Below are 19683 nucleotides of genomic sequence, written 5' to 3'. Positions count from 1 at the left end.
GCGTCCCGGCCCCCGACGCGTCAACGAGGAGCGTCCCCCACCCCACGTAATCATGGTCTCGCTCTCGGCGTACGCCGCCCGGGAACTTCGCCACCGGTCGGCACGCTTGCATACAGTGACAGCACCGGCAGGAAAACGCGGTTTCCGCGACAGCTTCCTCGATCGAAGGGACGTACATGCCCATGGGTCACACGGCCACAGCCGAGGCAGGCTCCGGGGGCCTGACAGCGACCGAGCACCGCTTGGCCAACGGCCTGCGCGTGGTGCTCTCCGAGGACCACCTGACCCCGGTCGCGGCGGTGTGCCTCTGGTACGACGTCGGCTCCCGCCACGAGGTTCAGGGGCGCACTGGTCTCGCCCACCTCTTCGAGCACCTGATGTTCCAGGGCTCCGCCCAGGTCAAGGGCAACGGCCACTTCGAGCTGGTGCAGGGAGCGGGCGGCTCGCTCAACGGCACCACCAGCTTCGAGCGCACCAACTACTTCGAGACCATGCCCGCCCACCAGCTGGAGCTCGCCCTCTGGCTGGAGGCCGACCGCATGGGCTCCCTGCTCGCCGCGCTCGACGACGAGTCCATGGAGAACCAGCGGGACGTCGTGAAGAACGAGCGCCGCCAGCGCTACGACAACGTCCCCTACGGCACCGCCTTCGAGAGGCTGACCGCGCTCGCCTACCCGGAGGGCCACCCCTACCACCACACGCCGATCGGGTCGATGGCCGACCTGGACGCGGCGACCCTGGAGGACGCACGCGCGTTCTTCCGCACCTACTACGCGCCGAACAACGCGGTGCTGTCCGTCGTCGGCGACATCGACCCCCAGCAGACCCTCGCCTGGATCGAGAAGTACTTCGGGTCCATCCCGTCCCACGACGGCAAGCCCCAGCCGCGCGACGGCTCGCTGCCCGAGATCATCGGCGAGCAACTGCGCGAGGTCGTCGAGGAGGAGGTTCCGGCGCGCGCCCTGATGGCCGCCTACCGGCTGCCGCACGACGGCACACGCGCGTGCGACGCGGCCGACCTGGCGCTCACGATCCTCGGCGGCGGCGAGTCGTCCCGCCTGTACAACCGGCTCGTGCGGCGTGACCGCACCGCCGTCGCCGCCGGCTTCGGCCTGCTGCGGCTCGCCGGTGCGCCCTCGCTGGGGTGGCTGGACGTGAAGACCTCCGGCGACGTCGAGGTGCCCGTCATCGAGGCCGCCATCGACGAGGAACTCGCCCGGTTCGCCGAGCGAGGCCCGACGGCCGAGGAAATGGAGCGTGCCCAGGCGCAGTTGGAGCGCGAGTGGCTGGACCGGCTCGGCACGGTCGCGGGCCGCGCCGACGAACTGTGCCGGTACGCCGTGCTGTTCGGTGACCCCCAGCTCGCCCTGACCGCCGTCAAGCGCGTGCTGGAGGTCACCGCCGAGGAGGTGCAGGAGATCGCCAAGGCCCGCCTGCGCCCCGACAACCGCGCGGTGCTCGTGTACGAACCGGTCGCGGCCGAGGCCGAGGCCCCGGAAGCAGCCGAGACCACCGACGAGACCGAGGAGTCGGCGAAGTGACCGAGCTCGCGACCATGGAGTTCCACCCGCAGCCCCAGCCCGGCGAGGCCCGGCCCTGGGCGTTCCCGGCGCCCGAGCGCGGCACGCTGGACAACGGCCTGACCGTGCTGCGCTGCCACCGCCCCGGTCAGCAGGTCGTCGCCGTCGAGGTGCTCCTCGACGCGCCCCTGGACGCCGAGCCGGCCAACCTGGACGGCGTCGCCACGATCATGGCGCGCGCCTTCTCCGAGGGCACCGACAAACACTCCGCCGAGGAGTTCGCCGCCGAGCTGGAGCGCTGCGGCGCCACCCTCGACTCGCACGCCGACCACCCCGGCGTCCGCCTCTCCCTTGAGGTGCCGGTCTCCCGCCTCCCCAAGGCGCTCGGACTGCTCGCCGACGCCCTGAGGTCGCCGGCGTTCGCGGACAGCGAGGTGGAGCGCCTGGTGCGCAACCGCCTCGACGAGATCCCGCACGAGATGGCCAACCCGGCCCGTCGCGCCGCCAAGGAGCTCTCCAAGGAGTTGTTCCCGGCGTCCTCGCGCATGTCGCGCCCGCGCCAGGGCACCGAGGAGACGGTCGCGAACATCGACGCCGCGGCCGTCCGCGCCTTCTACGAGCGTTTTGTGCGCCCCGCGACGTCCACCGCGGTCGTGGTCGGCGACCTCACCGGGATCGATCTGGACGAGCTCCTCGGTGACACCCTCGGCGCCTGGACGGGGGAGCCGTCCAAGCCGCGTCCCGTGCCCGCGGTGACCGCCGACGACACCGGCCGCGTGATCATCGTGGACCGTCCCGGCGCCGTCCAGACCCAGCTGCTCATCGGCCGTGTCGGGCCCGACCGTCACGACCGCGTGTGGCCCGCGCAGGTGCTCGGCACGTACTGCCTCGGCGGTACCCTCACCTCCCGCCTGGACCGCGTCCTGCGCGAGGAGAAGGGCTACACCTACGGGGTGCGGGCCTTCGGGCAGGTGCTGCGCTCCGCGCCCGACGGCACGGGCGCCGCGATGCTCGCCATCAGCGGCTCCGTCGACACGCCGAACACCGGCCCGGCGCTCGACGACCTGTGGAAGGTGCTGCGCACCCTCGCCGCCGAGGGCCTGACGGACGCCGAGCGCGACGTCGCCGTACAGAACCTGGTGGGGGTGGCACCGCTGAAGTTCGAGACGGCGGCGGCCGTCGCGAGCACGCTCGCCGACCAGGTCGAGCAGCACCTGCCGGACGACTACCAGTCGACGCTGTATCAGCAGCTCGCCGCCACGGGCACGGTGGAGGCCACCGCGGCCGTGGTGAACGCCTTCCCGGTGGACCGTCTGGTCACCGTGCTGGTGGGCGACGCCGCGCAGATCAAGGAGCCCGTCGAGGCGCTCGGCATCGGTGAAGTGAGCGTCGTCGCCGCCGAGTAGAGCGCACCGCACGCGCGCGTGCGCCGCGCCCGTCCCGGGGCCCTGGTGACTTTCCGTGTCACCAGGGCCCCGCCCCTTGGCGGGTTTGTCCGTATTGCCACAGAGGTTGCCTCTCTGCCCTGTGGGATGCGCTACAAACCCCGGTCTGCGTTTGCTGATTGAAAGATGGTCCCCTTAGCGTCATTCGGGCTGTCCGTCAGGCAGTGCGCCGCACCCGCGGCACCGGACAGTCATCGCCGAGTCCCCGCACGGCGCGAGCCAGGGGAGCCGGGGACCCAAAACCACAGTCCCTGGGGTGAATCGGGCGCGAGCCCGTAGGAGACCTTCCTGCTCCGAACCCGTCAGCTAACCCGGTAGGCGAGAGGGAAGGAAAGGACCAGCCACTTCATGGCGTTCACCTGCGCCACCGGGAAGCACCGTCGCCCGAGCCGTGTGAAGCGTACGACTGCGAACGCCGTCGGCGTGGCAGCGCTCACCACCACCGGTGTCATCGGCACCCTGGCCGCCCCGGCCCTCGCCGCCGGCGCCCCTGTCGAGCAGACCGGACTGCTCCAGGCCGTCACCCTCGGTGACTCGGTCGCCGAGAAGATCGGCGCCCAGGCCGCCGCCCAGAAGCAGGCCGCCGAACAGAAGCAGGCCGAGGAGGCCGCGCGCAGGAAGGCCGCCGAGAAGGCGCGCCAGGAGCGCGAGGCGAAGGAGCGGGCCGCACGCGAGGCCGAGCGCAGGCGTCTCAACGCGTTCGTGCCGCCGATCTCCAACTCCTTCGTGTCCACCGGTTACAGGACCGGCGGCTCCCTGTGGTCCTCCGGCTCCCACACCGGCATCGACTTCCACGCCGCCACGGGCACGCCCGTGCACGCCGTCGGCTCCGGCACCGTCGTCGAGACCGGCTGGGGCGGCGCGTACGGCAACCAGATCGTCATCAGGATGAACGACGGCACCTACACCCAGTACGGCCACCTGTCGTCCATCGGCGTCTTTGTGGGCCAGCGGGTCGTCCCCGGCCAGCAGATAGCCCTCGCCGGGTCCACCGGCAACAGCACCGGGCCGCACCTGCACTTCGAGGCCCGTACCACTCCCGAGTACGGCTCGGACATCGACCCCGTTGCCTACCTGCGCTCGCACGGCGTGAACGTCTGACGGCCCGCGCACGCGACAGGCGTGCCCGCACCCGACGGCCCCGGCTGATCAGCCGGGGCCGTCATCGGCTTTCGAACGCATGTGTGTCCAAAAAATATCCTCGGATTCCGACCCGCCGTCGGAAATTCCGGCCCACTGCAATAGAGTCGGTTGAACACGCGTCAATCGCGTACGTTTCACGGGGATTAAGGCGGAGGTCGGTCATGCGTATTCCGGCGCACTCGGTCTGCACGGCGATCCGTGATGACATCGTCGCGGGTGTCTACGAGCGCGGCAGCCGGCTCACCGAGGAACTCCTCGCGCGCCGCTACGGCGTCTCCCGCGTCCCCGTGCGCGAGGCGCTGCGCACCCTGGAGGCCGAGGGCTTCGTCGTCACCCGCCGGCACGCGGGCGCGTGCGTGGCGGAACCCACCGAGCAGGAGGCCGCCGACCTGCTGGAGATGCGGATGCTGCTGGAGCCGCTCGGGGCCGCGCGGGCCGCGCAGCGGCGTACCGAGGCCCACCTCAAGGTGCTGCGCGGCCTGGTCAGACTGGGCCAGGAGCGGGCCAGGAGGGGCCACAGCGAGGATCTGCGCTCCCTGGGCGGCTGGTTCCACGAGACGCTGGCGCAGGCCTGCGGGAGCCCCGCGCTGACCTCGACGCTCGCCCAGCTGCGGCACAAGATCACATGGATGTACGCGGTCGACGCACCGGTCAACCCCGTGGAGTCCTGGGCCGAGCACGGCGGCATCGTGGACGCCGTCGCGCGCGGGGACGGCGAGCGGGCCCGGGCGATCACGGCGCTGCACACGGAACGCTCCACGGCCGCCCACCGGCTCCGCTTTCCCGGCGGGACGGACCGCGCGGACCGTGTGAGGACTTCGCAACACCCCGTAAACATGTCGGCGCTCCGGTATTAACACCGGCGCCGTATACAAAGATGGATATTCGGCTGAGGCCCTCTTTTCGGCTGCCTGTTTTTCGCGCGCGTCCACGAATTCGACGTGTGCTGTTTCGGTATGTCGTGCGCGATGTTATTCGCGCTGACGAATGCGCCGTGGGCCGTTTTCATTGCGTGCGCCGTTCGTCCCCGTTCCCTGCGCCGCTCCTCGCCGTTTCCCGCACCGGGACTGTGGTCATCGCCGGCTGTCGCCTCCGGGACGGGAGCTTGCCCGGCACGACGACAGCCGCGCCGCCATGTAGGCGACGCGGCTGAAGCGGGGTGCTGCTGCCCGAAGGGTCAGACGGTCTCGGGAAGTTCCTCGAGGCCCTCGGCGACCAGCTTGGCCAGGCGGTCGAGCGCGGCGTCCGCGCCCTCCGCGTCGGAGGCCAGGACGATCTCCTCGCCGCCCTGGGCGCCGAGGCCCAGAACCGCCAGCATGGACGCGGCGTTGACGGGGGTGCCGCCCGCCTTGGCGATCGTCACCGGGATGCCGGAGGCCGTGGCTGCCCGGACGAAGATGGAGGCGGGGCGGGCGTGGAGACCCTCGGCCCAGCCGACGTTGACGCGGCGCTCAGCCATGTGTTGCTGCCCTTCAGGTGTATCAGGGTTGTCTAGACCAGTGTTCCATAGGTGAAGCGTGCCCGGAAGGGCGTCGTCCGTCCCCGGCGGGCCGGGACCGGTCCCCTCAGCCTGCCTCGCGCCGCCTACGGACGCGAGCCTTACTCTGGGGCCCATGCAGACCACGTCGGACCGGCACGAGTACCCCGCTCACTGGGAGGCCGACGTGGTGCTGCGCGACGGCGGCACCGCGCGCATCAGGCCCATCACCGTCGATGACGCCGAGCGCCTCGTCAGCTTCTACGAGCAGGTCTCGGACGAGTCGAAGTACTACCGCTTCTTCGCGCCGTACCCGCGCCTGTCCGCCAAGGACGTCCACCGCTTCACGCACCACGACTTTGTGGACAGGGTGGGACTCGCGGCCACGGTCGGCGGCGAGTTCATCGCAACCGTACGCTATGACCGCATCGGTACCGACGGCCTGCCCGCCTCCTCGCCTGCCGACGAGGCCGAGGTGGCCTTCCTCGTGCAGGACGCGCACCAGGGACGCGGCGTCGCCTCCGCCCTGCTCGAACACATCGCGGCGGTGGCCAGGGAGCGCGGCATCCGCCGGTTCGCCGCCGAGGTGCTGCCCGCCAACACCAGGATGATCAAGGTGTTCACGGACGCCGGGTACCAGCAGAAGCGCAGCTTCGAGGACGGTGTCGTACGCCTCGAGTTCGACCTGGAGCCCACCGACCGGTCGCTGGCCGTCCAGCGAGCCCGGGAGCAGCGGGCCGAGGCGCGGTCCGTGCAGCGGCTGCTCGCACCCGGCGCGGTCGCCGTGATCGGCGCCGGCCGCACGCCCGGGGGAGTGGGCCGCAGCGTTCTCGACCACCTCAGGGACGGCGGGTACACCGGCCGCCTGTACGCGGTGAACCGGGCGTTCGCCGCGGACCGGAAGGACCTCGACGGCGTCCCCGCCCACCGCTCGGTCCGCGACATCTCCGAGCCGGTCGACCTCGCCGTGGTGGCCGTGCCCGCCGAACACGTCCCCGAGGTCGTCACCGAGTGCGGCGAGCACGGGGTGCAGGGGCTCGTGGTGGTCTCCGCCGGGTACGCCGAGAGCGGGCCCGAGGGGCGGGAGCGGCAGCGGGAGCTGGTGCGGCAGGCGCGGTCGTACGGCATGCGGATCATCGGGCCGAACGCCTTCGGGATCATCAACACCTCGCCGCAGGTCCGGCTCAACGCCTCCCTCGCCCCCGAGATGCCCCGCCCCGGGCGCATAGGGCTGTTCGCCCAGTCGGGCGCCATCGGGATCGCCCTGCTGTCACGGCTGCATCGGCGCGGCGGAGGTGTGACCGGCGTCACGGGTGTCTCGACCTTCGTCTCCTCCGGCAACCGGGCGGACGTGTCCGGGAACGACGTCCTCCAGTACTGGTACGACGACCCGGACACCGACGTCGCCCTGATGTATCTGGAGACCATCGGCAACCCGCGCAAGTTCAACCGGCTCGCGCGGCGCACGGCGGCGTCCAAACCGCTCGTGGTGGTGCAGGGGGCGCGGCACGGGGGCGCGCCGCAGGGGCATGCGGTACGGGCCACACGCCTGCCGCACGCCACGGTGTCCGCGCTGCTGCGGCAGGCCGGGGTGATCCGCGTGGACACGATCACGGAACTGGTGGACGCGGGCCTGCTGCTGGCCCGCCAGCCGCTGCCCGCGGGGCCCCGGGTGGCGATCCTCGGGAACTCGGAGTCGCTGGGGCTGCTGACGTACGACGCCTGCCTCACGGAGGGACTGCGGCCCTCGCCGCCGCTCGATCTCACGACGGAGGCGTCGGCCGAGGACTTCCACCGGGCGCTGGTCGCCGCGCTGGCCGACGACTCCTGTGATGCCGTGGTCGTGACGGCGATACCGGCGGTGGGGGAGACGTCGCCGGGGGACGCGGAGTTGGCGGAGGCGTTGAGGTCCGCCGCCGCGGCGGCTCCCGCGAAGCCCGTGCTGGTGGTGCACGTGGAGCTCGGCGGGCTGGCAGAGGCCCTGTCCGCCGCCGCGAGCACGGGGCCCCAGGCCGGCACCGCGGGACGACCGCAGCAGGAGGCCGGGGACGCCGTACCACCGCCCGCGACCGAGGCGCCGCCGGACTCCCGGCTCATCCCCGCCTACCCCGCCGCCGAGCGCGCCGTCCGGGCCCTCGCCGAAGCCGTCAAGTACGCGCAGTGGCGGCGGGAGGCCGCCGAGCCCGGCAAGGTGCCCGAGTTCGACGATATCGACGAGAAGGGCGCCGCCCGGCTGATCGACGGCCTGCTCGCGCGCGGCCAGGGGCTCACCCTCGGCACGGACGAGACCTGCGACCTGCTCGCGCGCTACGGCATCCACGTCCGCCGGGCGCTGCCGGCTCCCACCCCCGAGGCCGCTCTCGAGGCCGCCCGCACGATCGGCTACCCGGTGGCGCTCAAGGCCACCGCCCCGCACCTGCGCCACCGCGCCGACCTGGGCGGCGTACGCCTCGACCTGGCCGACGAGGAGCAACTGCGGCGGGCGTACGCCGAGTTGACGTCCCTGTTCGGCAAGCCGGAGGAACTGCGGCCGGTCGTGCAGGGCATGGCGCCACGGGGCGTCGACACCTTCCTGCGGACGGTCATCGATCCCGCGGCCGGGGCCGTCCTGTCGTTCGGGCTCGCCGGGGCCGCCTCCCAGCTGCTCGACGACATGGCGCACCGACTGATTCCGGTCACCGACCGCGACGCCACCTCCCTGGTCCGGTCGATCCGGACCGCCCCACTCCTGTTCGGCTGGCGCGGCTCCGCTCCCGTGGACACGCCCGCCCTCGAAGAGCTGATGCTGCGCGTGTCACGGCTGGTCGACGACCATCCGGAGGTCGTCGCGGTCACCCTGGAGCCCGTCGTGGTCGCCCCGCGCGGCCTGAGCGTGCTCGGGGCCACCGTCCGGCTCGCTCCCCCGCCCGCCCGCGACGACCTGGGCCCGCGCAGGCTCCCGGTGTACTGAGCAGCGACGAGCGGTGCCTCGCAGTCAGTGCACCCCCGTAGGATGGACGGCATGGCCAAGACCAGTACGACGACCCAGGGGCTGCGCGCGGCGATCGAGCGCAGCGGCTACTACCCGGCGCTCGTGGCCGAGGCGGTGGAAGCCGCGGTGGGCGGCGAGCCCATCCGGTCGTACCTGGTCCACCAGGAGACCACCTTCGACGCCAACGAGGTGCGCCGGCACGTGACCGTGCTGGTCCTCACAGGCAACCGCTTCATCGTCAGCCACACCGACGAGCAGGCCGCGGACGACACCTCCCCGACGCCGTACGCGACGACGTCGACGGAATCCGTGAAGCTCGGCCGGATCGCCTCGGTCGTCCTCAGCCGTGTCGTCGCCAACCCGGAGTCGTACACCCCGGGCACGCTGCCCCGCGAGGTCGTCCTGACCATCGGCTGGGGCGCGGTCTCCCGTATCGATCTGGAACCCGCCGCCTGCGGCGACCCCAACTGCGAGGCCGACCACGGCTACACGGGCAGCTCGACGGCGGACGACCTGAGCCTGCGTGTCAGCGAGGCGGGGGACGGCCCGGAGACGGTGCGCCAGGCGCTCGCCTTCGCGCAGGCCCTCTCCGAGGCGACCGCGGACGACTCCCGCTGATGGCACTCCCCGCCTGGGCCGACCACCCGGAGCCGCTGGCCCTCGGCTCCGCGCCCGTCCCCGAGTACGGCTCGGGCTCGCTGGCCGATCTCCTGCCCACCCTGGCGGCGGGCATGGGGGTGCCCGGCCAGAATGCCGCCATCCCGGAACTGACCGCCGCCGACCGCAACTGCGTCTTCCTGATCGACGGGCTCGGCTGGGAGCAGCTGAAGGCGCACCCCGGCGAGGCGCCCTTCATGACCTCGCTCCTGGCGTCCTCCCGCGGCGGCACGGGGCGGCCCATCACCGCCGGCTACCCGGCGACCACGGCCACCTCGCTGGCCTCCGTCGGCACCGGCCTGCCCCCGGGCGCGCACGGCCTGCCCGGCTACACCGTGCGCGACCCGGACACCGGGGAGCTGATGAACCAGCTGCGCTGGCAGCCGTGGACCCCGCCGCAGGTCTGGCAGCCGTACCCCACCGTGTTCCAGCTCGCTCACGACGCCGGTGTGCACACCGCACAGGTGTCTTCCCCGGCGTTCGAGAACACCCCGCTGACGAAGGTCGCGCTCAGTGGCGGAACGTTCTGCGGGAAGCTGACCGGCGAGGACCGCATGGACCTGGCGGCCGAGCAACTGGCCGCCGGCGAACGCTCCTTGGTGTACACGTACTACTCCGAGCTGGACGGCGCCGGCCACCGATTCGGCGTCGACTCCGACACCTGGCGCGGCCAGCTCATGTACGTCGACCGGCTGGTCCAGCGCCTGGCCGAGCAGCTGCCGCCGCGCACCGCCCTGTACGTGACAGCCGACCACGGCATGCTCGACATCCCGTTCGACGAGCGGCACCGCATCGACTTCGACGAGGACTGGGAGCTGCGCGCCGGCGTCGCCCTGCTCGGCGGCGAGGGGCGCGCACGGCACGTCTACGCGCTGCCGGGAGCCGAGAACGACGTCCTGACCTGTTGGCGCGAGGTCCTCGGCGAGCAGTTCTGGGTGGCCTCGCGGGACGAGGCGATCGCGGCGGGCTGGTTCGGCCCCCACATCGACGACCGCGTGTACCCGCGCATCGGTGACGTGGTCGCGGCGGCCCGTGACGACGTGCTGATCATCGCCTCCGAGCGGGAGCCGAAGGAATCGGCCATGGTCGGCAACCACGGCTCGATGACGGCCGTGGAACAGCTGGTGCCCCTGCTCGAAGTGCGCACCTGACCTTCATGTGACCGCCACCCGAGCGTGGCGCGCGCCCGTGTGCCCAGTACGCTCGTGAAGATCCCCCATGCCCTCCGCCCCGCCCGAAAGGCCTCAATCTCCCATGCCCGAGCTGGTGTTCTTCTCCGGAACCATGGACTGCGGGAAGTCGACGCTGGCTCTCCAGATCGAGCACAACCGCTCCGCGCGCGGCCTCGTGGGCATGATCTTCACCCGGGACGACCGGGCGGGCGAGGGCAAGCTCTCCTCGCGCCTGGGCCTGGTCACCGACGCGGTGGAGGTGGGCGACGGACAGGACCTGTATGCCCACGTCGTCGACCATCTCTCCCAGGGCGGGCGAGCGGACTACGTGATCGCGGACGAGGCGCAGTTCCTGGCGCCGGAGCAGATAGACCAGCTGGCCCGGGTGGTCGACGACCTCGGTCTCGACGTCTACGCCTTCGGTATCACGACCGATTTCCGCACCAAGCTCTTCCCCGGATCCCAGCGCCTGGTGGAGTTGGCCGACCGGGTCGAGGTCCTCCAGGTGGAGGCGCTGTGCTGGTGCGGCGCCCGCGCGACGCACAACGCCCGCACGGTGGGCGGCGAGATGGTGGTCGAGGGTGCCCAGGTCGTCGTGGGCGACGTGACCCAGTCGGCGGACGAGATCGGTTACGAGGTGCTGTGCCGCCGCCACCACCGGCGCCGTATGACGGCGGCCGCCGCGCGCGCGGCGGCCCTCTCCCCCGACGTCCTGCCGGTGTCGTCCATCTGACGCCCCGGCGATTCACCCGTCAGGAGCCGGCTCGGTCGAGCGGGCTCACCACCGAGAACGTCGCTCCCTCCGGGTCCGCGACCGCGACCATACGGCCCAGGGCGGTGCTGCGACCGGGACTCACGACGTGTCCGCCCAGCTCGGTGACCCGCTCGGCGGCCGTGTCGGCGTCCTCGACCCGGAAGTGCGTCAACCAGTGCGGACCCCGGTCGCGGGGGAGGGCGTGCCCGACACCGTGGATGCCGGCGACCGGACGGCCCTCGATGTGCAGGGTGCGGTAGTCGGAGTCGGCGGTGGCCACCGGCTCCTCCTCGTAGCCGAAGACCGTCCGGTAGAACGTGGCGACGCTCGCCGTGTCGTAGGTCAGCAGCTCGTTCCAGGCAGGAGTGCCGGGGACGCCGGTCAGGCCGGTGCCGAGGTGTTCGGCCGCCTGCCAGATGCCGAACACCGCGCCCGTCGGGTCGCAGGCGATCGCCAGGCGCCCGGCCTCGGCGGCGTCCAGGGGACCGACCCCCACCGTGCCGCCGCAGCTGCGGACCGCCTCGGCGGTCGCGTCCACGTCGTCCGAGCCGAGGTACGGCGTCCAGGCGATCGGGAGATGGCGGTCCGGCGGCAGTTGGCCGATGCCCGCCACCTCGTAGCCGTGCAGCACGGCCCGCACATAGGGCCCGAGTTGCCGTGGTCCCGGACGGAACTCCCAGCCGAACAGCGCCCGGTAGAACTCCTGGGTCGCGGCCATCCCGTGCACCATCAGACTCACCCAGCACGGTACGCCGGGCGCCGGCCTCTCGTGCGCCGTGCCGGTCAGGCCCGCCGACCCCGGTGCCTCGATCATCGTCACTCTCTCCTCGGCCCTTCGTGGTGGCCGTTCAGCTTCCGCCCGGGTGCACCTGTGCCGGGTGGGCGCGGGTGCACGGTCCGCGTCGATGGTCGCACCACCGGTCGCACCACGGGCTCCGGCCGCGCCGTGCGGTACGGCCGCCGGCCACAGGGGCTCGATGGGACGGTGCTCGTGCGTCGCGGTGTGATCGCCGTGTGCGGTCCATCGGCTGTACAGCATGTGCCCGATCCCGTACAGCGGGTGATCGGACCTGTCCGGCGGAGCAGAGTAGCGGGACCTGGGCGAGAGGGCCACCCCGTGCGCGAGGATGGGGGCCATGAAGGCCATCATCTCCGCATCCGAACTCGCGAGCGAACTGGCGGGAGCGCGGCCGCCGACGCTCCTGGACATCCGCTGGCAGCTGAGCACCGCGACGGCGGCGGGCGCCGCTCCTTTCGACGGCCGTGCCGAGTACGCGGCCGGACACATTCCGGGGGCCGTCTTCGTCGACCTGGACACCGATCTCGCGGATCCGCCGGGGCCGGCCGGTCGGCATCCGCTGCCCGGCATCGAGCGTTTCGGTGCGGCGATGCGGGCCGCAGGCGTGTCCTCGGACCGGCCGGTGGTGGTGTACGACGGCGGGACGGGCTGGGCCGCCGCGCGCGCGTGGTGGCTGCTGCGCTTCACGGGTCACCCGGATGTGCGGGTGCTCGACGGCGGTCTGCCCGCCTGGGAGGGGTCCCTGGCCTCCGGGATCGAAACGGCGCCCGAGCCGGGCGACTTCCGGCCCGCACCGGGCGCGCTGCCGCTGCTCGACGCGGACGGCGCGGCGGCGCTCGCCCGGACGGGGCTGCTCCTGGACGCGCGGGCCGGTGAGCGCTACCGGGGCGAGGTCGAGCCGATCGACCCGGTGGGCGGGCACATTCCGGGCGCGGTGTCGGCGCCGACGGCGCAGAACCTGACCGAAACCGGCCACTTCCTGCCCCAGGAGGAACTCGCCGAGCGCTTCAAGGCGCTCGGCGTCACGGAGGGCACCGAGGTCGGCGTGTACTGCGGCTCGGGCGTCTCCGCGGCCCAGCAGGTGCTGGCGCTGACGCTCGCCGGCATCCCGGCCGCGCTGTACGTGGGGTCGTGGTCGGAGTGGTCGTCGGACAGCAACCGCCCCGTGGCGGTGGGCCCCGACCCGCAGTGAGCGTGGCGGTGGGGTGTACGCCACCTCGACGTCCACCCCACCCGTCAGAGCCTGTGTCCCGGTCCGGCTACTCCTGCTTCTTGCGGCGCGTACCGAACACGATTTCGTCCCAACTCGGGACCGCCGCTCTGCGACCCGGGCGGACACCGTCCGCCTCGGCCTGGCGGTCCGTCGCGCCGATCAGCCGGTCGCGGTGGCTGCCGACCGTGCGCGGCATGAGAACGTCCGCGTACGCGGATCCGGCCGAGGCCGCGGGCGCGGGCGGCTCCTCCGCCGCGGGTTCCTGTACGGGCTCCTCCGGCTCCTCGGCGGGCCGCTCGGGCACGACCAGGTCGCCGCGGAAGCTCGGCACCGCCTCCAGGAGGCTGGTGAGCGAGTCCCGTTCGCCGGTGCTCTCCTCCGCCGGCTCGGTCGCCTGCGACGGCAACGCGGGACGGTCACTCTGCCGCTCCGGGGCGCGGTCGAGCCGGCCCTCGCGGGGCAGACGGGCGATCCGTGGCACGAAGGGGTAGCTCGGCTCGGGGGCCGCGAGGTCGTCGGACTCGCCGATCAGCGCGCGCGCCTCGTCGTCGACGGCCTGGACGAGCCGGCGGGGCGGGTCGTAGGTCCAGGTCGCCGAGTGCGGTTCGCCCGCCACCCGGTAGACCAGGATCACCTCCCAGGTGCCGTCGTCGCGGCGCCAGGAGTCCCACTGGACGGTGTCCTTCTCGGCGCCGCGCAGCAGCAGCCGCTCCTGGACGGCCTCGCCGAGCTGGGGACCGGTGTTCTCGCCCGGCCGGCGCACGGGTGTCTTGCGTGCCCGCTCGGCCATGAAGGCACGCTCGGCCAGCACGGGGCCCTCGAAGCGGCGCACGCGGTCGACGGGGATGCCGGCGAGCTGGGCGACCTCCTCCGCGGACGCACCGGCACGTATACGGGCCTGGATGTCGCGGGGGCGGAGATGGCTCTCCACCTCGATCTCGATCTGGCCGAGGCGGGGACGATCGCCGCGCACGGCGGCGCGGAGCCGTTCGTCGATCGGAAGCGTGTACTCCGTGCTGTCCGCAGCCTTCAGCACCAGCCGTGTGCCGTCATTGGAGACGGCCACGACACGCAGTTCGGGCATGGGGACCTCCCGGGTGGTGCCTGCCGACGTCACGTGCGTCGCTGCTTCCGCTAGTCGAGTGTGGCCTGCCCGGGTGCAGCCTGCCACAACCTTGCCGAGTTGCCCGGCGTGTCGGGCACGGGCCCTGGATCGCCGTTATGGCACGGTTACCTATTCGCAACGCAAAGTGACCAACTCTGTCACCCTGTGCAACTAGCCCCCTCCCGGCGGTCCAGCAAGGCCCCGGACACCCTGGCGGGAGACCGGACCCAGGGCTCGCAACAGTACTCCATTCGGGCCACGCGCGTGGATCGGCACGCCGCCCAAGTTCTGGCAAGGGGTACGAGTTGGCCGTCCTCTGCGCCGTTTTCGTGGCCCTCAAACGTGGCGTACTTCATCTGACCGGCAGAAACGGAACGATTCACTTCGGGTGTCGCCGTCCTTCTGAGCATCCCTCAACTCGCGGTGCTCCGGACGAACGAGATCCTCTAGTCCCCCAGCACCCGGCGCAGATAGTCGTTGCCGAAGCGCCGGTCGGGGTCGAGGCGGTCCCTCAGTGCGGTGAACTCGCCGAAGCGCGGGTAGGCCTTGGCCAGGTACTCCGCGTCGCGCGTGTGCACCTTGCCCCAGTGGGGGCGCCCCTCGTGCGCCGTGAAGATGCGCTCGGCGGCGGTGAAGTACGCCTGATAGGGCGTGCCGCGGAACATGTGTACGGCGACGTAGGCGCTGTCCCGGCCGGACGCCGTGGACAGGGCGATGTCGTCGGCCGGGGCGGTGCGGACCTCGACGGGGAAGCTGACGCGCAGGTCCGACCGGTCGACCATGGTCTTCAGTTCGCGCAGCGTCTCGACCAGGGCCTCGCGCGGGACGGCGTACTCCATCTCCACGAACCGCACCCGGCGCGGGGAGGTGAAGACCTTGTAGGGGATGTCGGTGTACGTACGGGCCGACAGGGCGCGGCTCGATATCCGGGCGATCGCCGGGATCGTGGCGGGCACGGCCTGGCCGACCAGGTTGGCCACCTGGAAGACGCCGTTGGAGAGGAACTCGTCCTCGAACCAGCCGCTCACCTGCCCGATCGGCCGACGGGGTCCGAGACTGCGGTTGTTGCGCTTGGTGTTGGTGTTCCCGGTGTGCGGGAACCAGTAGAACTCGAAGTGCTCGTTCTCGGCCCACAGTTCGTCGAACTCGGCGAGGACCTTCTCGAACGGCATCGGTTCCTCGCGGGCGGTGAGCAGGAAGAGGGGCTCCACCGCGAAGGTGATCGCGGTGATGATCCCGAGCGCGCCCAGGCCGATGCGGGCGGCCGCGAAGACGTCCGGGTTCTCCCGCTCCGAACAGGTGAGCACCGAGCCGTCCGCCGTCACCAGTTCGAGCCCCTTGATCTGCGCGGCGATCGAGCCGGAGTCCCGGCCGGTGCCGTGCGTGCCGGTGCTGGTGGCGCCCGAGACGGTCTGCTCCATGATGTCGCCCATGTTCGTGAGGGACAGTCCTTCACGCGCGAGCGCCGTGTTGAGTCTCTTGAGGGGAGTGCCCGCCTCGACGGTGACCGTGCCGGCCGCACGGTCGATGCCGCGGATCCCGGCCAGCAGTTGAGGGTGGATCAGCACGCCGTCGGTCGCGGCGGTGGCCGTGAAGGAGTGCCCGGTGCCGACGGCCTTCACCCTGAGCCCGTCCTCGGCCGCCTTCCGCACGGCGGCGGAGAGCTCCTCGACCGAGGCGGGGGTGACCGCCCGTACGGGCCGGGCGGTGACGTTCCCCGCCCAGTTACGCCACGTGCCGTTCTTCCCGCTCACTGTGGTGCTCATGGGACCCTCCCCGCCGCGGATCCGGCCTGCCCGGCCGGTGACGCCCGTACGACCGTTCGACGAGAGCCGTTGTGATCACCGAGGGTGCGACGGACAGGCCCGCAACGAACAGCGCCATGATCGGAGACGGTAAGTTTCCGACCGGTAGGAAGGGGATCATACTCACGGCCCCGGCGCATGCGCCCAGCCATCGTCGGCGGTGGGCGGCCGGTCCTCCTGTCGGTGGCGGGTGGCAGGATCGGAGACATGCCCGACGCACTCGACGCCAGCCCGTACGACGCTCTGCTGCTCCTCTCGTTCGGAGGCCCGGAGGGCCCGGACGACGTGGTCCCGTTCCTGGAGAACGTGACCCGGGGACGGGGCATCCCCAAGGAGCGCCTGAAGGAGGTGGGGCAGCACTACTTCCTCTTCGGCGGGGTCAGCCCCATCAACAGCCAGAACCGCGCCCTGCTCGACGCCCTCCGCAAGGACTTCGCCGACCACGCCCTGGACCTGCCCGTCTACTGGGGCAATCGCAACTGGGCGCCCTACGTGACCGACACCCTGCGCGAGATGGTCGCCGACGGTCACCGCCGCATCCTCGTCCTCGCCACCAGCGCGTACGCCTCGTACTCCGGCTGCCGTCAGTACCGCGAGGACCTCGCGGGCGCCCTGGCCACCCTGGAGGCCGAGGGCCTGGAGCTGCCGCGGGTCGACAAGCTGCGGCACTACTTCAACCACCCGGGCTTCGTGGAGCCGATGATCGAGGGTGTCCTGAAGTCGCTGGCCGACCTCCCCGAGGACGTCCGGGCCGGGGCGCACATCGCCTTCACCACCCACTCCATCCCGACCTCCGCGGCGGACACCTCCGGTCCCGCCGAGGAGCACGGGGACGGCGGGGCGTACGTGCGGCAGCACCTCGACGTCGCGCGGCTGGTCGCCGACGCGGTGCGCGAGCGGACCGGCGTCGACCACCCCTGGCAGCTCGTCTACCAGTCGCGCTCGGGCGCCCCGCACATCCCGTGGCTGGAGCCGGACATCTGCGACCACCTGGAGCAGCTGCACGGCGCAGGGGTCCCGGCGGTCGTGATGGCACCCATCGGGTTCGTCTCGGACCACATGGAGGTGCTGTACGACCTCGACACGGAGGCCACGGCGAAGGCCGAGGAGCTGGGGCTGCCGGTGCGCCGCTCGGCCACCGTGGGCGCCGACCCGCGGTTCGCCGCCGCGATCCGTGACCTGATCGTCGAGCGCGCCGCGACCGAGCGCGGGCAGCAGGTGACCCCCTGCGCCCTCGGCGCCCTGGGCCCGAGCCACAACGTCTGCCCGGTCGGGTGCTGCCCGGCCCGCGCCCCCAAGCCCGCCGCGGCGGGCGCCGACAGCCCGTACGCATGAGGAGCACCGTGACCGAGCAGTCCGAACCGACCGAGCGGCTGAAGGCCGAACTCCTCGAGATCGCGCTGGAGGCCGCCACGCGCGCGGGCGCCTTCCTGCGCGACGGGCGCCCCGACGACCTCGGGGTGGCCGCCACCAAGTCCAGCGCCATCGACGTGGTCACCGAGATGGACATCGCCGCCGAGAAGCTGATCACCGGGCTGCTCGCCGACCGCCGGCCCGCCGACGGCCTGCTCGGCGAGGAGGGTGCCAGCGTCGAGGGCAGCAGCGGTGTCGAGTGGGTGATCGACCCGATCGACGGCACCGTCAACTACCTGTACGGACTCCCCAGTTGGGCGATCTCCATCGCGGCCCGCAAGGACGGGGAGACGCTCGTCGGGGTGGTCCACGTGCCCATGCGCCAGGAGACCTTCCGTGCCGTCCTGGACGGGGGCGCGTTCCTGAACGACCGCCCCGCGCGCGTGCGCCCCGCGCCCGCCCTGGGCCTCGCCCTGGTGGGCACCGGCTTCGGCTACCTCGCCGAGCGCAAGGCCCGGCAGGCGGAGGTGGTCCGCCGGATGATCCCCGAGGTGCGGGACATCCGCCGGGGCGGCTCCGCCGCGATCGACCTGTGCGACGTGGCGGCGGGCCGCCTGGACGCGTACTACGAGCGCGGCCTGAACCCCTGGGACTACGCGGCGGGCGACCTGATCGCCCGCGAGGCGGGCGCCCGGACCGGCGGCCGCCCCGGGGAGCCGGTCTCCCCGGAACTGACGATCGCGGCTCCACCGCCCCTCTTCGAACACCTCCAGACGCGGCTGGAGGAACTGGGGGCGTGGCACGACTGAGGACCTGACGCCCGGCCCCGCGCCTGCGCCTCAGGGCGGCGGTCGCCGCCGGGGTGCCCGGGCGCGGGCCGGACCTGGCCCTGGAGGCCCGAGGGACCACCTTCCGCGCCCCCGTGGGGCCGCGCAGGGTCCTCGTCTCGCAGCAGGCTCCGTACGCATGAAGCGGGGCCCCGGCCTGGATCTGCCGGGGCCCCGCCTGCTGCGAGCTGATCAGACGCGCGTCGCCGTGACTTCCACACCGTGCTCGGCGGCAAGGCGGTGCAGGTCGTCGAGCTCCGACTGTTCGACGTCCACGAGGAAGTCGTCGCCGGTTTCGCGGGCCCGCGTCAGGTCGGACTCGGTCGCCCGTATGCGCTGCAGAAGTCCTGCGGTGAATGCGTCCATGCTGCGCCCCCTCGTCCTGGGTCGTGGGTCGGTGGCACGGGGGTGTGCCGTATGGGAAGGGGCGATCACGTCTCCATTGGGTGCCCAGCGCAGCCCTGGCTGGGCGGCGACGGTGCCGGACACCCACGCCCGCTCTACGGGAAGTGGTGAGCAGCCGACCACGTGGTGGTGTGCCACATGCAGAGCGTGATCGCGGGGTGTAAAGCCGTCCTCCCCCCGCTGCCTTCCGCGGAAACCTCAACCGCGCGAGAAAATTTCGCATTCCCGGACCTGCGGATCCGCCCGCGGGCCGCTTCCCGCCGCCTTACAGCCGGTTTACGGTCGAAAAGGGCAGGATGGAGCCCACAACCCGTGACAGAAACTGCCCGTGGGCTGCCCGCAAACGGGTCACCCGGGTGGACAGAGGAAGGACAAGCGACGTGCGCGTACTCGTCGTCGAGGACGAGCAGCTGCTCGCCGATGCGGTGGCCACCGGACTGCGCCGGGAGGCCATGGCCGTCGACGTCGTGTACGACGGTGCGGCCGCCCTGGAGCGCATCGGCGTCAACGACTACGACGTGGTCGTCCTCGACCGTGACCTCCCGCTCGTGCACGGCGACGACGTCTGCCGCAAGATCGTCGAGCTCGGCATGCCCACGCGCGTGCTGATGCTTACCGCGTCCGGCGACGTCAGCGACCGCGTGGAGGGCCTGGAGATCGGCGCCGACGACTATCTCCCGAAGCCGTTCGCGTTCAGCGAGCTCATCGCGCGCGTGCGCGCCCTCGGCCGGCGTACGAGCGTCCCGCTGCCGCCCGTCCTGGAGCGCGCCGGGATCAAGCTCGACCCCAACCGCCGCGAGGTCTTCCGCGACGGGCGCGAGGTGCAGCTCGCCCCCAAGGAGTTCGCCGTCCTCGAGGTCCTCATGCGCAGCGAGGGCGCCGTCGTCTCGGCCGAGCAGCTGCTGGAGAAGGCCTGGGACGAGAACACCGATCCCTTCACCAACGTCGTACGCGTGACCGTGATGACCCTGCGCCGCAAGCTCGGCGAGCCGCCCGTCATCGTCACCGTTCCCGGCTCCGGATACCGGATCTGATGA

The 19683-nt window shown here is 72.1% G+C and carries 17 protein-coding genes, 1 pseudogene and 1 riboswitch; of the genes and pseudogenes, 12 read left to right on the top strand and 6 right to left on the bottom strand.

Going from position 1 to position 19683, the window contains the following annotated elements:
- Positions 1 to 176 precede the first annotated feature (176 nt).
- The 4 genes from SY2F82_RS09395 to SY2F82_RS09380 all read left to right on the top strand — a co-directional run bounded on the left by SY2F82_RS09395 (position 177) and on the right by SY2F82_RS09380 (position 4965).
- The gene (locus SY2F82_RS09395) at positions 177 to 1541 is read left to right on the top strand and encodes a pitrilysin family protein (protein WP_200418495.1); all 1365 of its coding nucleotides are present in this window, start codon (positions 177 to 179) and stop codon (positions 1539 to 1541) included.
- Positions 1538 to 2926 (top strand): pitrilysin family protein, encoded by a 1389-nt coding sequence (locus SY2F82_RS09390; protein WP_200418494.1) that lies wholly within the window; start codon positions 1538 to 1540, stop codon positions 2924 to 2926. The genes SY2F82_RS09395 and SY2F82_RS09390 overlap by 4 nt, the downstream gene beginning before the upstream one ends.
- 224 nt (positions 2927 to 3150) lie before the next feature.
- Positions 3151 to 3301: riboswitch (cyclic di-AMP (ydaO/yuaA leader) on the top strand.
- Between the two features lie 12 nt (positions 3302 to 3313).
- Positions 3314 to 4066 (top strand): M23 family metallopeptidase, encoded by a 753-nt coding sequence (locus tag SY2F82_RS09385; RefSeq protein ID WP_200418493.1) that lies wholly within the window; start codon positions 3314 to 3316, stop codon positions 4064 to 4066.
- A 203-nt stretch (positions 4067 to 4269) separates the two neighbouring features.
- Complete coding sequence (locus SY2F82_RS09380; RefSeq protein ID WP_200418492.1) at positions 4270 to 4965, top strand: GntR family transcriptional regulator; 696 nt, start codon at positions 4270 to 4272, stop codon at positions 4963 to 4965.
- Positions 4966 to 5285: 320 nt separating this feature from the next.
- Here the strand turns inward: SY2F82_RS09380 and SY2F82_RS09375 are convergent, their stop codons facing one another.
- Positions 5286 to 5567 carry an HPr family phosphocarrier protein gene (locus SY2F82_RS09375; protein ID WP_103844608.1) on the bottom strand — a complete coding sequence of 94 codons (282 nt, stop codon included), beginning with the start codon at positions 5565 to 5567 and terminating at the stop codon, positions 5286 to 5288.
- Positions 5568 to 5721: 154 nt separating this feature from the next.
- On the opposite strand from SY2F82_RS09375, the gene SY2F82_RS09370 reads away from it, so the two are divergent.
- From SY2F82_RS09370 to SY2F82_RS09355, 4 genes are all read left to right on the top strand, one after another.
- Positions 5722 to 8535, top strand: coding sequence for a bifunctional GNAT family N-acetyltransferase/acetate--CoA ligase family protein (locus tag SY2F82_RS09370; RefSeq protein ID WP_200418491.1), 2814 nt, complete (start codon positions 5722 to 5724; stop codon positions 8533 to 8535).
- Between the two features lie 51 nt (positions 8536 to 8586).
- Positions 8587 to 9174 carry a DUF5998 family protein gene (locus tag SY2F82_RS09365; RefSeq protein WP_200418490.1) on the top strand — a complete coding sequence of 196 codons (588 nt, stop codon included), beginning with the start codon at positions 8587 to 8589 and terminating at the stop codon, positions 9172 to 9174.
- The gene (locus tag SY2F82_RS09360) at positions 9174 to 10364 is read left to right on the top strand and encodes an alkaline phosphatase family protein (protein ID WP_200418489.1); all 1191 of its coding nucleotides are present in this window, start codon (positions 9174 to 9176) and stop codon (positions 10362 to 10364) included. The genes SY2F82_RS09365 and SY2F82_RS09360 overlap by 1 nt, the downstream gene beginning before the upstream one ends.
- A gap of 103 nt (positions 10365 to 10467) precedes the next feature.
- Positions 10468 to 11118 (top strand): thymidine kinase, encoded by a 651-nt coding sequence (locus SY2F82_RS09355; protein ID WP_200418488.1) that lies wholly within the window; start codon positions 10468 to 10470, stop codon positions 11116 to 11118.
- Positions 11119 to 11137: 19 nt separating this feature from the next.
- On the opposite strand, the gene SY2F82_RS09350 is transcribed toward SY2F82_RS09355, so the two are convergent.
- Complete coding sequence (locus SY2F82_RS09350) at positions 11138 to 11953, bottom strand: VOC family protein (protein ID WP_200418487.1); 816 nt, start codon at positions 11951 to 11953, stop codon at positions 11138 to 11140.
- Positions 11954 to 12275: 322 nt separating this feature from the next.
- On the opposite strand from SY2F82_RS09350, the gene SY2F82_RS09345 reads away from it, so the two are divergent.
- Complete coding sequence (locus tag SY2F82_RS09345) at positions 12276 to 13130, top strand: sulfurtransferase (protein WP_200418486.1); 855 nt, start codon at positions 12276 to 12278, stop codon at positions 13128 to 13130.
- A gap of 67 nt (positions 13131 to 13197) precedes the next feature.
- Here the strand turns inward: SY2F82_RS09345 and sepH are convergent, their stop codons facing one another.
- The 3 genes and pseudogenes from sepH to SY2F82_RS38750 all read right to left on the bottom strand — a co-directional run.
- Positions 13198 to 14235 (bottom strand): septation protein SepH, encoded by a 1038-nt coding sequence (gene sepH, locus SY2F82_RS09340; protein WP_200418485.1) that lies wholly within the window; start codon positions 14233 to 14235, stop codon positions 13198 to 13200.
- A gap of 467 nt (positions 14236 to 14702) precedes the next feature.
- On the bottom strand, positions 14703 to 16022 hold the full coding sequence (locus SY2F82_RS09335) for a D-arabinono-1,4-lactone oxidase (protein WP_200418484.1): 1320 nt from the start codon (positions 16020 to 16022) through the stop codon (positions 14703 to 14705).
- Positions 15982 to 16227: pseudogene (locus SY2F82_RS38750) on the bottom strand (hypothetical protein); the annotation flags it as partial. The pseudogene SY2F82_RS38750 and the gene SY2F82_RS09335, both read right to left, overlap by 41 nt.
- A 41-nt stretch (positions 16228 to 16268) precedes the next feature.
- Here SY2F82_RS38750 and SY2F82_RS09330 point away from each other — a divergent pair.
- On the top strand, positions 16269 to 17396 hold the full coding sequence (locus tag SY2F82_RS09330) for a ferrochelatase (protein WP_200418483.1): 1128 nt from the start codon (positions 16269 to 16271) through the stop codon (positions 17394 to 17396).
- On the top strand, positions 17393 to 18223 hold the full coding sequence (locus SY2F82_RS09325) for an inositol monophosphatase family protein (protein ID WP_200418482.1): 831 nt from the start codon (positions 17393 to 17395) through the stop codon (positions 18221 to 18223). The genes SY2F82_RS09330 and SY2F82_RS09325 overlap by 4 nt, the downstream gene beginning before the upstream one ends.
- A 210-nt stretch (positions 18224 to 18433) precedes the next feature.
- Here the strand turns inward: SY2F82_RS09325 and SY2F82_RS09320 are convergent, their stop codons facing one another.
- Positions 18434 to 18607 (bottom strand): hypothetical protein, encoded by a 174-nt coding sequence (locus tag SY2F82_RS09320; protein ID WP_200418481.1) that lies wholly within the window; start codon positions 18605 to 18607, stop codon positions 18434 to 18436.
- A gap of 419 nt (positions 18608 to 19026) precedes the next feature.
- On the opposite strand from SY2F82_RS09320, the gene SY2F82_RS09315 reads away from it, so the two are divergent.
- Positions 19027 to 19680: a response regulator transcription factor gene (locus tag SY2F82_RS09315; protein WP_010353034.1), complete on the top strand. Its 654-nt coding sequence runs from the start codon at positions 19027 to 19029 to the stop codon at positions 19678 to 19680.
- The last annotated feature ends 3 nt before the right edge of the window (positions 19681 to 19683 follow it).

Source organism: Streptomyces sp. Y2F8-2 (genome assembly GCF_014905555.1).
Lineage (GTDB): Bacteria > Actinomycetota > Actinomycetes > Streptomycetales > Streptomycetaceae > Streptomyces > Streptomyces cynarae.
This window is presented reverse-complemented; position numbering and strand designations above follow the sequence as displayed.